We start from the raw sequence: 12852 nt of genomic DNA, 5'->3' as shown, positions 1-12852 counted from the left end.
TTTAGCGATTTTTGCAGTTAGGTGGGTGAGATGAAGCGCTGGACGAGTATGGCGGTCTCTTTAGCCGTGATTGCGGGGATTGGTTTTGTGGGCGATCAGCTCTATCAAACTGGCAATCAACATTATCAAGATATCGAAGCACGTCAGGCTCAGCTCGCACTTCAGGTCTCGGACCTGAATGATCGCTTAATTGCAGTGACTCGCGGTACTAAGCCGTCCTCTGCCCCAAACGATACCAAGAGTAATAACGACGCGGCAATCGCGATTTATGCGCAACAATTGCCACAGCATTGGCTTAGGCAAACCGTACAACTGGCTCAATCGCAATTGGATCAAGCTGCCGTACTCACTAGTCCACAACAATTAAATACCGCTAATTCCAATTCGTATAGTGCAGCGAAAGACTCCCTCAATCAGATCAAAGAGTCGTTGCCTTCCTTAGTTGAGGGTAAGGCAATTTCTGAGCTAACGGCTTCTGCATTGACTAAGGCGATAGATGCCGATCTTGTCATGATTGATGAAAATGGACAAAAGCAGATTCAAAGCAACCAAATCTTAGACCGCAGTATTGCCCAGCTCCAACAGCAGCTCGATCATATGGCAAGACAAGGTCCGAGTTTACATGTGACCAGTGCTGCAAATCAGAATACTCAAAAAACGAATCAAAGCACCGCTCAGACTGCACCCTCCGAACGTTCTTTTTTGCAGCGCATTAGTCAACTCGTCGTGATTGAAGAGCCTGCAACTGATGTGCGTGCCAACATGCTTCAGCGGAGTTTATTGTGCCGTGAAGCGGCATTGACTCTAGGGTTGGCGAGACAAGCCTTGGCGCAAGGCCAGTCTGAACGTGTGATGCAGTTACTAGCGGATAGTAACGCGCAATTATCGGGGCTTGTCGATGCCGATGCGCATCAGGTTCAGTCTACGCTGGCTTCCCTCAACGTGGCCCAGCATGTGAAGTTACATCTGACAGCGTTTCAATGGTTACCGCCCGAGCCGCAGTTAAAAGCACCGCAGCCACAAGCCACTGTGACACAGGGTGCTGCATCATGACCAGTGGCATTCTGCTGACGCTATTTAGCTTAATCTTACTCTTCGCGCTGGCGCTGCTTGCGAACGCGTTATCTGATGATCCCGGTTATGTGTTGCTGGTTTGGCAACATTGGCAAGTGCAGAGTAGCGTTGGTTTTTCACTGCTTATGATTCTGCTGCTTGCGGTTGTCTTCCTGCTCCTGTTTTTTATTATTCGCGCTATTTTGTTTGGCTCCTCTTATTATTATCAGAAGCGTAAAGCACTGACACGGCGTAAGACCTTGATGAGTTTGGATGAGTCGATTCGACATCGTTTAGTCGGCAATATCCCAGCTTCCTTCATGTCGATGGAAGAGTCATTGACTAAAAATAGCTTGAACCTGAGGCCATTTAATAAAAAAAAGGGGTCAGCTCTGCATTTACTACAGGCCGATGTGGCGCGCTTAGCGGGCTTCTATCCTTCGGCTTTAGAGCATTTGAATCATATCGACAGTGATGATCATGAGTTGGCCACCCTGCTTCGCGCTAAGATAGCGCTAGATTCGGGTGAGTTATTACAAGCGCAGGGATTACTCGATTTTCTACTCAGTTATCCTGATCGTGGTTTTATCGAACCGGTGCGGGAATCCCTTCAGCCTGCATTTGATCAACATGTTGGATCGGTTTGGAGTCAGTTGGCGGTGTTACAGCCGTGGCAGATGTTGTCCAATAGTCTTTTTCCACATACGCAGTCGATAGACTGGTCGGGGTGGCTGAAGAGCTTGACACTCGCACAGCAGCCTGATGATGTGTTGGAGCGTGTGGATCGTTTATTGCAATTGATGCCACAGACCGTTCAAGATCAACAGGTGTGTTTGTTGTTTGGTTTGCTGCACCGAGTCGGGGCTGATCAAGCTGCGTTTGAGCTCGCACAGCGCACATTGGCGGATCGACTGGAGATTGATCTACTGGATCAGTGGATGAGTCTTGCGTTGACGTTACCGGATAATCAGACGACGGATGCCATCAACGCGCTACTGGTCAGTCTAGAGCAGCGCTATCCTGCACAGCCTGATGTTGTTTTGGCCCGAGTTCGCTTTGCGCGACATCAAGCTCAGAAACAAGGTTTGGATGAGGCGAGTCTATTGGCTATACAAGCACGTTTAGAGCCTTATCAATCGTATGCGCTTATTCAGCATTATCAACTCATTTGGCTCATTGAAGAAAACAAACCTTTGGATGATGCAACACGAAGCGCCTTACTGAGCTGGCTACAGGCCAATGATGCGCAACAATTCATCTGCGATAATATCGTGCATTAAGTTGATTTTTAAAATTTCGTCATAGATCCTGCCGTATAATGCATTTTAAGTCAGTGTGTAGGATCGTTTTTGTTTTGAAAACGGGATCTTATAGACGGTTCTTATTTATCGATATTTGAAATTTTCTTTGGAATTTCCACCATGAGTTCACTCAAAGAATTTGCTGTGATTTATCTTCAGAATGTCGCTTGGGGCGATATGGATGCGGTTGGACATGTAAATAATGTCATGTATTACCGTTATATCGAAAGTGCGCGTGTGGAGTATCTCAATAAACTGGATGCCTTTGCTCAAGGGTTATCGGCAGTGATTGCATCCAGCAGTTGTCGTTATTTACGCCCCGTATTTTTTCCGGATGTGCTTGAAATCGGCGTACAAGTGGTCGAGGTGCGTAATTCTGGTTTCCGTATGGCATATACGCTTTTTAGTACGGCACAACAAGAATTGGTCGCAACGGGCGAGGCAATTGCGGTCATGGTCGATGCAAAGACCTTAGAGAAAGCAGCGCTGCCTGCTGAGCTACGTCAACGGATCTTTGCGCTTGAACTCACGGTGGGTAATGATCTATTGCATCAAAATGAACATGAAGAGCGGAGTGGCCTAACGGCAGGTCTGACGCATGCTGCACGATCATTACGACACAATCTACGTGAAAATATCAAAGAAGGGATTAAAGAGGGCCGAGAAACCTTCAAAGAAGGGATCAAAGAGGGGCGTGAAACCTTGAAAGAAGGGCGAGAGTTGCTCAAAGAAAATATTGAGCAAATTGTGCCCCGCCTAGGTAAAAGGGACTAACCCAATAGTAAATGACCAAGCAGGCGATGGGGGTCTAATGTGAATAGTCCAGCAATCACAAGGCCTCCATATGCAAGAAGCATATTGCGTCGATGAGTCCGTTGATCGCCATGGCGAATGGCATAAACCCCACGAAATAAGGCAATCAAGGTCAGGACACTTAACACGTGGATCACACTGAAGTGACCTTGGGTTTGAATAAAAAAAGAACTAAGTGCCGTAAAGGCCATAAGCGCGACCCAAACTCTCCCCAAGCGTTTATGTACGGGCGTTCCTTTTTTTCTGATCAGCATGATTAGGCCGAAGACAAAGGCCAATATCGCCGCAGTCAAATGAATAAAGACTAACAACGGTGTTTGTTCAAGCAGGGGAATTGCAGCGTTGGAATTGAGCAAGGGATCATCCATTTATCAAGGGTGATGATGGTATTTTTATCATGACGAGTGTACGTCAAATATGGATCCATTTGGTGCATTATTAAAATTATATTCAACAAAAATAAGGTGATGGTGGCAGGGGGTGCAAGATTCTGAGTAATGGGTGATATCCTATCGTCAAACCGGAACTTACCACCCCGCCAGCACCATCGCACACTACAACGCAAATGCTATGCCAAGTAATGTTTTGTAATAATTCATGAGAATCACGTCACAAAATTTACTTTATAGACGCATCTCAATGCCCAAATCAGCCATATATTGCTTGGCTTCTGGAATGGTATATTGCCCAAAGTGGAAAATACTGGCTGCAAGCACCGCATCAACGCCTCCTTTTAGAACACCGTCTGCCAGATGCTGTAGATTGCCTACACCGCCTGAAGCGATGACGGGAATATTGACTTGAGAGGTGATGGCGCTCATGAGTCCGAGGTCATAACCTGCTTTGGTGCCATCCGCATCCATACTAGTCACCAATAATTCACCAGCACCCAGTTTTGCCATTTTTATGGCCCATTCGACTGCATCGATTCCCGTAGGCTTACGGCCACCATGGGTAAAAATTTCCCATTTGCCATCAGCAACTTTTTTGGCGTCGATCGCAACAACAATGCACTGGGCCCCAAAACGCGATGATGCCTCTTCGACAAACTCTGGCGTGAATACTGCAGCAGAATTAATGGAGACCTTATCCGCGCCGGCATTCAGTAATTGACGAATATCATCGACTTTGCGAACCCCGCCACCTACGGTCAGCGGAACGAAGACACTTTCAGCCATGCGTTCGACCGTGCGATAGGTGGTATCACGTCCATGGGCCGTTGCGGTAATATCGAGAAAGGTGATCTCGTCTGCCCCTTGGTCGTTATAACGACGAGCAACTTCGACAGGATCCCCTGCATCGCGAATATCGAGGAATTGTACACCTTTGACTACGCGGCCATTATCAACATCAAGGCAGGGGATGATACGTTTAGCCAGCATAATTTTTGTCCAAGTGGTTCAGATTGCAAAAGTCAAATCGTACAAGGCGATTCAATCGCGCTATATTAACAAACCTTGGCTTATAAAATCTCGATTTATAAGGTGCAAGGCCATGTCATCAGTCAAGTAAAACGGTTTTTCTATGTCAGTGTATACGGTCGTCTCTTTAGATGCGGTGCAAGATTTTGCACAGTGCTTCAACCTACATGTGGTCGCGTTGAACCCGATTAAAGGGGGCATTGAAAATACTAATTACTTTGTTACGACCTCTGATGGGCGTGAGTTTGTGTTGACGCTATTTGAGATTATTCCTTTTGAGAATGCCAACATATTGGCAGAGCTCATGTATCGTTTGTCGACACATGGCCTACCCGTTGCAGTGCCATTGGCAGATTATGCAGGTCAACGGATTCATATCCTTGCGGGTAAGCCTGCGCAGCTTGCACCACGCTTGGCAGGTTCATCTCCCCATCTCCCGCAGCAAGCGATACCGACGATTCCTCAGGTTGAAGCGATTGGTATTGCGTTGGCTCAATTTCACTTAGCGTTGCAAGAGGATCCACTACAACATAATACGACCCGGCAAACGACACGGGGTCATGTGTGGTGGGGACGGATCAAAGATGAACTTCGTGTCCATATGCCACTAGCGCATCAGCAATTGGTTGATGAGGTTTTTGCGAAGTTTGATTTGATCAAACGGCAACATCCTGATCTTCCGAAGGGATTGATTCATGCTGACTTATTCCGTGATAACACGCTCTATGTCGGATCACAGCTCAGTGGGTTGTTGGATTTCTCTGAAGTCATGGTTGATGACTGGTTGTTGGATATTGCCATCACACTGAATGACTTTTGCAGTACGTGGGATGATGTACAGAATCCTGTGGCGCTTAATGCCGACAAAGTCGGTATCTTCTTGGCGGCTTATCAGCATATCCGCCCCATGACGGATGACGAGCTTGCTGCATTGTCCATTTATCTGGCGATTGCAGCATGTCGCTTCTGGTTCTTGCGTCTAGATGTGGCCAGTGTGAATCATGCAGAGGGTCGAGTCGGTGAGGACGTGATGGAAAAAGATCCTGAGGAAATGCGGAGAATGGTGGTGGATCGGCTGAAGAGTGTTTGCCAATAAACAGTGAATGAATGATAGGGCAGTGCTGCATTTTGTTTTAGAGATTGACAGTCACTGCCTTTCAAGATAGTTTCAGAAAGCGTGTTTTTTGAACAAGTAGCTTTGAACAAATGGTTAGGGTAAGCCATTTATTTTTGCAGCGCTTTATACGGCCTTAAGACTCTAGGAATGAGTCGAATCATAAAATAATAAAGAGGGTTTCCGATGAGTACCGAACAAAAGCAACCCACGCGTACAGGCATTTTTTTAGCACCCAGTGAAGGGCGGCATTATCCCATGGGGCGCATCAGTGCGACCTTTAAAGCCGATGAGGCCGAAACGCAGAATCAATATTCTATTTCTGAATGGTGGCTTGAACCCAAGACGCAAGGTCCGGGTGCGCATACTCATGATGAAGATGATGTTTTTTATGTGGTAGAAGGCACGATGAGTTTTTTGCTAGGAGATCGTTGGGTCGATGCCCCAAGAGGGTCTTTTATTTTAGCGCCTAGTGGCGTGACTCATGATTTTGAGAATAGAAGTACGAGTCGTGCAGGCGTTTTAAACTTCTCTATACCCGGTAATTTTGAGAGTCATATGGCAGGCATTGCGGCATGGTTTACTGAGCATCCGCCTGAAGACACGCCATAAAATTGCTGAACATCACCCTATTGTGCAGAAGAACATGAGTTTTAGACCAGGAACTGTTTCAAAGATACTGTGGCATTTTACCGGTGGCCCACAGTGGGATATCCATGCCAATAAGCAATTAGCGCAATTAAAGCCCGCAGCATCCGCGTATGAAGCGCTCAAATCTATAGTGAGTAGTCGTGAACTCCGGGTCGGCAATTATCGTGAAGTTGTTAAGGTTATCATTCCGCAAAAAAGAAGATTTAACACTGACTCAAAAGAAGTCGAGCATCTTGTAAATTTTCCTGTTGTTGTGGAATCCAGTCCTGTCTGCTGTGTCGCAGATATCCCGCTTCAGCATCTGGCTTATCATGCACATCGATATGGGAAGATTGCGATTGGGTTCCATCGAGACGCCATTGTTCGAGCTGGTTTTAACCCCGTCATGTATACCCTTGAAGATACCGCACTGCTGAACTCTATTTACCAAGGCTATTCTGCGATCGACGAGATTGATCCTTATGAGGCTCAAAGCGAGCTGGATAGTTTTGAGAGTGAAGTTGAAGATATTCTGATCACGAATGAGATTGATGAGAAAGTGGATTCATTCAGCGTATCCGCTGCACTCGAGAATTTGGGAGATGGCAGGGATCAGATTGGAAAAAGTTATGCTGATTTCCTAGCTTACATCAAAACGTTTAATGAAAGCGAGTTCGATACGATTTATTGCGAACGTGAATGGCGATCGACGAGTACGTTTAAATTCTCTATTGAGGATATTGCCATCATTATTTTGCCAAAGCGAGAGAATAACTTTGATTTTTATAGCCATTTTTTGGAGAACATGCATTTGCCGAGAGGTATCGCGGTTGCTGCTTGGGAGGATTTGATTGAGCACTGATTAAAATAGCGCTTGACCGATTCTCCAAAATCCTTTAATTTCGACCCATAATGAATTCTACAACTGCGGTTTTCGCCCTTCTTTTGACAGGCTCTCTTAGCCTGAACCTGCTGCTGCGCGTCGCGCGCATATAATTTAACACCTCGCCCCCGCGCTATTTTTATAGCACACCCGATTCGATCCATGTTGATCGTCCTATCGTTCATTCAATTGATCTATTGAATGGATCTGGCCAGAACAGGATTCGTCTTCGATTTAAAAAAATTATCTAATATATTGATAAGATTAAGTAAAAATTAAATTATGAGTGGAGTAATGACCATGATGTTAACTGATCCCAGCAAAAAATATCGCCCAGCCCACCAGCGTGTGGATTTACCAGACCGCACTTGGCCAAACAATGCCATCAGCAAAGCGCCGATTTGGATGAGTACCGATTTACGGGATGGCAACCAAGCATTGTTTGAGCCGATGAATGCTGAACAAAAATTACGGATGTTTAAAGCACTGGTGGCGATTGGTTTTAAAGAAATCGAAGTTGCGTTTCCCTCAGCATCACAAACCGATTTTGATTTTGTACGTGGTTTGATCGAAAACAATTTGATTCCGGATGATGTGACGATTGAAGTACTGACCCAAGCGCGTGATCACTTGATCGAGCGGACGATGGAGTCGGTGCGCGGTGCTAAAAAAGTTATCGTCCATGTCTACAATGCGACGTCTCCCGTTTTTCGTCAGACGGTCTTTAATTTAGATCAAGCCGAAACCAAAGCACTTGCAGTTCATGCCGCACAAAAGATCAAAGGGATTGCAGCACAGCATCCTGAGACACAGTGGACTTTTCAATATAGTCCTGAGACGTTTACCGCGACGGAGTTGCCCTTTGCCAAAGAGGTCTGTGATGCGATTACAGAAGTATGGGAGGCGAGCAGTACCAACAAAGTGATTTTAAATCTGCCTGCCACGGTTGAAGTGGCTTCACCGAATGTCTATGCCGATCAGATTGAATGGATGCATCGTAACCTTGCGCGCCGTGAAGGCGTGATCTTGAGTTTGCATCCCCATAATGATCGAGGCTGTGCGGTGGCTGCTGCAGAGTTGGGTGTGATGGCAGGTGCTGATCGCGTAGAGGGCTGTTTATTTGGTCATGGCGAGCGTACAGGGAATGTTGATTTGGTGACATTGGCTTTGAATTTATATAGCCAAGGCATTAGCCCTAATTTAGACTTTTCTGATATCAATGAAGTGATTCGTACTGTCGAAGAGTGCACTCGTTTACCTGTACATCCACGTCACCCCTACGCTGGGGATTTGGTCTTTACGGCCTTCTCAGGATCGCATCAGGATGCGATCAAAAAAGGTTTCTCAATGCGTCAGGAAGGCGAGTTCTGGGAAATGCCGTATTTACCGCTTGATCCCAAAGATTTGGGACGCAACTACGATGCGGTGATTCGTGTGAATAGCCAGTCGGGTAAAGGCGGTATCGCTTATTTGCTCGAGTCCAATTATGGTGTGGTGTTGCCGCGGCGTTTGCAGATCGAGCTCAGTCAAGTGGTGCAAGTGTTGACGGATGAAAGTGGTTCTGAAGTGCGGGCACAAGACATTTGGCAGTTGTTTCATCAGCAGTATGTTCAAGTGCAGCAACCTTATCAGTATGTGAGCTACAAGCCTGAGCATATTGATGAGAATACTGAAAAAGTCACTCTGGTGGTTGAGGAGGACGGCATCACCCAGCACTGGGTGGGACAGGGTAATGGTCCTATCTCAGCAGTGCTGAATGCCTTTAACCATGCATCATTGCCGCAGATAGAAGTCGTGAGTTATGAAGAGCGAGCATTAGGGCAAGGCGCCAGCGCCAAAGCGATCGCAGTGATTGAACTTGTGGATAAAGCGCGGAATGTATCCACATTTGGTGTGGGGATTCATGACAACATCACTACGGCATCAGTTCAAGCCATTGTAGCCTGTGTCAATCGTTTGAAGGCGGTCGAGCAGAATCGGCAAGTCGCTTAAAATCTGAATTAAAAAAAGGCACTTTTGAGTGCCTTTTTTGTACTACTCTTTTGCGGAAAAATCAGTTATCCCAGATCGCTTGGGCTTCACGCAAGTTCAATGTACCTTCATAGATGGCACGACCCGTAATCGCGCCCAAAATACCCGGTTGGCCTTTTAAGGCATGGATATCATCAAGATTGGTGACGCCGCCAGAAGCAATCACAGGCAGTCCACAGGCGGTGGCCAGATTCACAGTCTGGCTAACGTTGACGCCTTGCATCATGCCATCACGTGCGATATCGGTGTAGACAATAGACGACACGCCCGCATCGGCAAAACGTTTGGCGAGGTCTGTGGCTTTCACATCGGTGACATTCGCCCAACCATCAGTAGCAACCCAGCCATCTTTGGCATCAATGCCGACAATGATGTGACCTGCAAACTGACGGCAGGCTTCTTCTACAAATTCAGGTTCACGAACGGCTTTAGTGCCGATGATGACGTAAGAAACACCTGCATCTAGATAGTGTTGGATCGTTTCTAATGAACGAATGCCACCACCAATCTGAATGGGTAAAGTGGGATGGACTTTGGCGATTGCTTCAACAACGCTCTTATGAATTGGTGTGCCTGCAAAGGCGCCGTTTAAGTCAACCAAATGGAGACGACGTGCACCTTCGTTGACCCAATGGGTCGCGGTGGCGACAGGATCATCAGAAAATACAGTATCATCTTCCATACGGCCTTGCTTCAGGCGTACACATTGACCATCTTTAAGATCGATTGCAGGAATTAATAACATAAGTGCGAATTGTCTAAGGTAGAAATCAAGGCGCGCATTATGCCATATTCATGTGCATGTCGAAAAAAGATTTAATGGCTGACATTTAAAGCGGCTTAGTGGTGGGTGTAGGTAAAAAAAATGCTTCACTGAAATGCAAGTTTTCAGTGAAGCAACTTTATTGGGAACTCAATTTAGCTGGCAGGCGTTGCTGGGTAAGCGGTGGTTGTTTCAGTGGTCGATGTTTCTGTGTAGGTCTGATTGCCAATAGTCTGGCTGTGCTGTGTTTCTTGTAATTTAGTAACATAGCCTTGGTAAGCAGGGATGGCAAAAACCGCGAAAAATATGATGGATATCGGGATTAAGGCGATATAGATCCAACCTAATATTTTTTCCCATTCAGACGTTTTACGTGGTGGGCCAAATCGATTTTGACCATCAGTTCCTCTTGCAAAGAGCAGGTAAAGCCCAAAAATGATGTTCACAATAGGAATGAGAAATAATAATAACCACCAACCGCTGATATTGATGTCATGCGCCCGTCGTATACCATAAACAATCGTGATGTAAATAAATGCAATATAAAGTACGGCAAACACCAGTATTAAACCGATCCCCAGTCCTGCAAAGCTTGATTCACTGCCTCCAGCAAGTGCGCTAAAACCACCAAAGACAAATGCAACTGGGAACAAAATTATATAAAAAGCAATAGTGCTTACAAGTGTCCATGCCAAATATGAAAGTCGCCCAAATCGACCCTTGGCTGACCACGGTTTATCATTGGTCAATTCATTGGGCAGTAGTGGGGGCGGCGTATATGTTTGCTCGGTCATGATTGAAATCCTTTATTCTTTAATGAGTGAATTTAAATTGCGTAACAACCCAATGAGATATAAATGCCTCGAGTGTATAAGTCAAATTAAATTATAAAAATTAAATGAATTAAAATAGATATATAAACATGATGGTTTAATAATGCGAGATGAAATGGCGAAATTAGATTCGCCATTCCACAAAATTTTTCAGAAGTTGTAAGCCTGCGGTGTGACTTTTTTCTGGGTGAAACTGCACAGCAAAGAGATTTTCTTTAGTCAGACTGCAGACAAAGCGATTGCCGTATTCGCAGGTTGCTGCGGCAAGTGCGGGGTCTTGTGGCACCACATAGAAACTATGCACAAAGTAAAAGCGACTGTCCTGCGCGATACCTTGCCACAGGGGGTGGCTTGGGTCTTGCTGTTGGACTTGATTCCAGCCCATATGCGGCACTTTTAAGCCGGCAACATCGGGGAAGCGTTCAACCGTTCCTTTAAAGATACCTAAGCAGTCGACACCGCCATTTTCCACTGAATGCTGCATTAACGCCTGCATGCCGACACAGATGGCTAATACGGGCTTATTAAATACGGCATTTTTGACCGCAACATCAACACCAGCATCACGCATGCCCGCCATACAGTCGCGCATGGCACCGACACCCGGGAAAACGATTTTGTCTGCTTTGGTAATGAGTAGCGGATCATTGGTGACATCAACTGTCGCACCAACGTGTTCCAGTGCTTTTGCCGCGGAGTGTAAATTGCCCATCCCATAATCAAGTAACGCGATACGGGTCATTTACAGACTACCTTTGGTTGAAGCGATTGTTCCTGCTGCGCGGGGGTCGGCTTCACAGGCCATGCGCAGCGCACGCGCAAATGCTTTAAATACGCTTTCAATCTGATGATGGCTGTTTTTGCCTTTGAGATTATCAATATGCAAGGTCATCAGAGCATGATTGACAAAACCTTGGAAAAATTCTGAGAATAAATCCACATCAAATGATCCGACGCGGGCGCGGGTATATGGAATATCCATAAACAAACCAGGACGGCCAGAGATATCGACAACCACGCGTGATAGGGCTTCATCGAGAGGCGCATAGAAATGTCCATAACGACGAATGCCTTTTTTATCTCCGAGTGCCTGTGCAAACGCTTGGCCGAGCGTGATGCCGCAATCCTCAACAGTATGATGATCATCAATATCCAAGTCACCATCGCATTCGATATCAATATCAAATAAACCATGACGTTTGATCTGATCAATCATATGATCAAGAAAAGGAACGCCCGTATTCAATGTCCCTGCGCCAGTCCCATCAAGGTTGACGCGTGCACGAATTTTGGTTTCATTGGTATTGCGCACGACTTCAGCGATACGATCGCTGCTTGGATTGGTGCTCTGTTCAGTCATCATGCTTCTGCCGGGTTGGAACTCAGAGTAAAAATAGGGATAGCGCTGAATTATAGCGCAACTGTTGTATAATTGGGGACTTGCTACCTGAATCATTTGATTCAATGAGGATAAACATGCCGATTACGATTCATGCTTATGAAACGCTCGATGATAATTTAAAAGATCAACTAGAGAACTTATACGACATCAGTCCTGAGTTTGCGGACGGGATGGATGCTGTCGAACGTCTAGAGAAAGCGTTGGCATTGAGCGCACAATCTTATACGACGGACTTTCATGCCAAACTGTATACCGCAGAGTTTAACGATAAAGTCATCGCAGCAATCTGGGTGACGGGCCGTGGTGCTGAGCGGATACTGCAATATATCGTTGTGCATTTTGCTAACCGGGGTCGTGGTGTTGCGGAGCAGCTCATTCGTGCGGTGACGGAACATGAGCAAGCGCTGGGTGTGACGAGTTTTCAACCGGGTTGCGGAGCGATTCATCGGACCTTGGCGCACTTGGGTTTAATTCACACACCTTTGTAGGTCGGTATTTGAACGAAATTACCTTTATTTCAACGAATACGAACAAGAATCCGCCATATAACGCATATTCGTGCATATGCCCCTTGACTTGAAAAGGCGATTTCGATTTAATGCAGACCT

The 12852-nt window shown here is 46.1% G+C and carries 13 protein-coding genes and 1 pseudogene; 8 read left to right on the top strand and 6 right to left on the bottom strand.

Going from position 1 to position 12852, the window contains the following annotated elements; all coding sequences use genetic code 11:
* The first annotated feature begins 30 nt into the window (after window positions 1-30).
* From ACLHG7_RS08310 to ACLHG7_RS08300, 3 genes and pseudogenes are all read left to right on the top strand, one after another.
* Window positions 31-1053 (top strand): hypothetical protein, encoded by a 1023-nt coding sequence (locus tag ACLHG7_RS08310; RefSeq protein ID WP_410210585.1) that lies wholly within the window; start codon window positions 31-33, stop codon window positions 1051-1053.
* Complete coding sequence (locus tag ACLHG7_RS08305; protein ID WP_410210584.1) at window positions 1050-2333, top strand: heme biosynthesis HemY N-terminal domain-containing protein; 1284 nt, start codon at window positions 1050-1052, stop codon at window positions 2331-2333. Before ACLHG7_RS08310 ends, ACLHG7_RS08305 begins: the two co-directional genes overlap by 4 nt.
* Before the next feature lie 141 nt (window positions 2334-2474).
* Window positions 2475-2906, top strand: a pseudogene (locus tag ACLHG7_RS08300) (acyl-CoA thioesterase); the annotation flags it as partial.
* Between the two features lie 218 nt (window positions 2907-3124).
* On the opposite strand, the gene ACLHG7_RS08295 reads toward ACLHG7_RS08300, so the two are convergent.
* Complete coding sequence (locus ACLHG7_RS08295) at window positions 3125-3523, bottom strand: DUF2306 domain-containing protein (protein WP_410210583.1); 399 nt, start codon at window positions 3521-3523, stop codon at window positions 3125-3127.
* Window positions 3524-3790: 267 nt separating this feature from the next.
* A complete protein-coding gene (gene hisF / locus ACLHG7_RS08290; protein WP_410210854.1) occupies window positions 3791-4552 on the bottom strand; it encodes an imidazole glycerol phosphate synthase subunit HisF in 762 nt (253 codons plus the stop codon).
* 139 nt (window positions 4553-4691) lie between these two features.
* On the opposite strand from hisF, the gene ACLHG7_RS08285 reads away from it, so the two are divergent.
* The 4 genes from ACLHG7_RS08285 to leuA all read left to right on the top strand — a co-directional run bounded on the left by ACLHG7_RS08285 (window position 4692) and on the right by leuA (window position 9207).
* On the top strand, window positions 4692-5684 hold the full coding sequence (locus ACLHG7_RS08285) for a homoserine kinase (protein ID WP_410210582.1): 993 nt from the start codon (window positions 4692-4694) through the stop codon (window positions 5682-5684).
* A 204-nt stretch (window positions 5685-5888) separates the two neighbouring features.
* The gene (locus ACLHG7_RS08280; RefSeq protein ID WP_410210581.1) at window positions 5889-6314 is read left to right on the top strand and encodes a cupin domain-containing protein; all 426 of its coding nucleotides are present in this window, start codon (window positions 5889-5891) and stop codon (window positions 6312-6314) included.
* 34 nt (window positions 6315-6348) lie between these two features.
* On the top strand, window positions 6349-7194 hold the full coding sequence (locus ACLHG7_RS08275) for an abortive infection system antitoxin AbiGi family protein (protein WP_410210580.1): 846 nt from the start codon (window positions 6349-6351) through the stop codon (window positions 7192-7194).
* A 321-nt stretch (window positions 7195-7515) separates the two neighbouring features.
* Complete coding sequence (gene leuA, locus ACLHG7_RS08270; protein WP_410210579.1) at window positions 7516-9207, top strand: 2-isopropylmalate synthase; 1692 nt, start codon at window positions 7516-7518, stop codon at window positions 9205-9207.
* Window positions 9208-9268: 61 nt separating this feature from the next.
* On the opposite strand, the gene hisA is transcribed toward leuA, so the two are convergent.
* From hisA to hisB, 4 genes are all read right to left on the bottom strand, one after another.
* Window positions 9269-9991, bottom strand: coding sequence for a 1-(5-phosphoribosyl)-5-[(5-phosphoribosylamino)methylideneamino]imidazole-4-carboxamide isomerase (hisA, locus tag ACLHG7_RS08265; protein ID WP_114897843.1), 723 nt, complete (start codon window positions 9989-9991; stop codon window positions 9269-9271).
* A 173-nt stretch (window positions 9992-10164) separates the two neighbouring features.
* Window positions 10165-10803, bottom strand: coding sequence for a DUF805 domain-containing protein (locus ACLHG7_RS08260; RefSeq protein WP_410210578.1), 639 nt, complete (start codon window positions 10801-10803; stop codon window positions 10165-10167).
* 163 nt (window positions 10804-10966) lie between these two features.
* Entirely contained in the window at window positions 10967-11584 is a 618-nt protein-coding gene (gene hisH, locus ACLHG7_RS08255) for an imidazole glycerol phosphate synthase subunit HisH (protein ID WP_410210577.1), read from the bottom strand.
* Complete coding sequence (gene hisB, locus ACLHG7_RS08250; protein ID WP_410210853.1) at window positions 11585-12202, bottom strand: imidazoleglycerol-phosphate dehydratase HisB; 618 nt, start codon at window positions 12200-12202, stop codon at window positions 11585-11587.
* 116 nt (window positions 12203-12318) lie between these two features.
* On the opposite strand from hisB, the gene ACLHG7_RS08245 reads away from it, so the two are divergent.
* A complete protein-coding gene (locus ACLHG7_RS08245) occupies window positions 12319-12732 on the top strand; it encodes a GNAT family N-acetyltransferase (RefSeq protein WP_410210576.1) in 414 nt (137 codons plus the stop codon).
* The last annotated feature ends 120 nt before the right edge of the window (window positions 12733-12852 follow it).

This window comes from Aquirhabdus sp., assembly GCF_046462495.1.
In the GTDB taxonomy this organism is placed as follows: Bacteria; Pseudomonadota; Gammaproteobacteria; order Pseudomonadales; family Moraxellaceae; genus Aquirhabdus.
This window is presented reverse-complemented; position numbering and strand designations above follow the sequence as displayed.